This is a genomic window from Variovorax sp. CF313, assembly GCF_000282635.1.
Lineage (GTDB): Bacteria > Pseudomonadota > Gammaproteobacteria > Burkholderiales > Burkholderiaceae_C > Variovorax.
On record NZ_AKIW01000157.1, the window covers coordinates 1 to 1,016 of the forward strand.

Here is a 1,016-nt window from a genome sequence, read left to right on the forward strand (position 1 = left end):
GACTTCGATTTTGTCTCGCGCCTGTGCGAGCACGAAGGCATCTATTTCTTCTTCCGGCATGAAGCCGAGCAGCACGTGCTGGTCTTCGCCGACGACATCGCCAGTTCGCACGGCCCCCTGCCTGGCGGCGAGACGGTGCGCTACCACCCCCACGAACACTCGGGCATGACGGGAGGCCTGGAGCCCGGCGAGCGCATTCATGCATGGGAGCAGGCCGAAGAGATTCGCTCCGGCCATCACTACACCGACGACTACGACTTCGAAAAGCCGAGGGCCGACCTGGCGAGCCGCCAGCAAATGCCGCCCGGCCATGACCACGACAGCCATGAAGCCTACGAGTGGCCGGGTGGCTTCATCCAGCACGGCGACGGCGAGGACTACGCGCGCCTCCGCACGGAGGAGCAACTGAGCGAACGCCGCCGGGCCAGGGGCCGCTCCAACCTGCGCGAACTGGCGCCGGGCCACACCTTCCGCCTCGCCGGCCACCCGCGCGACGACCAGAACCGGCAGCACCTGCTGCTCGGTGTCGGCTATCACCTGCAAGAGACCATCCAGGCCAGTGAAGGACAGAACGGCGCCGAGGGCTCCGTGCAGCGCTTCACCTTCGATGCCCAGCCCACGAGCTTCGCCTGGCGCCCGCGGCGCACGACACCCAAGCCGTGGACCGAGGGACCGCAGACCGCGAAGGTGGTCGGCCCGGCCGGCGAAGAAATCTGGACCGACCGATACGGCCGCATCAAGGTCCAGTTCCACTGGGACCGCATCGGCGAGGACAACGGGCACGCCAGCTGCTGGGTACGCGTGTCGACGGCCTGGGCGGGTTCGACCTTCGGCATGGCCGCGCTGCCACGCATCGGGCAGGAGGTCATCGTCGACTTCCTCAATGGCGATCCGGACTGCCCCATCGTCACCGGGCGTGTGCACAACGCCGACGAGATGCCGGACCCCGAATGCCAGGCCGCGTTCAAGTACGCGCAGGACACGCGCTGCTTCCTCAGCTACGAGCGCAGCTTCTT

The 1,016-nt window shown here is 67.5% G+C and carries 1 protein-coding gene; it reads left to right on the plus strand.

The window, feature by feature from the left end; genetic code table 11:
* Positions 1-1,016 (plus strand): type VI secretion system Vgr family protein (locus PMI12_RS26205; protein WP_007838781.1); only part of this gene is annotated, 1,016 nt, incomplete at both ends.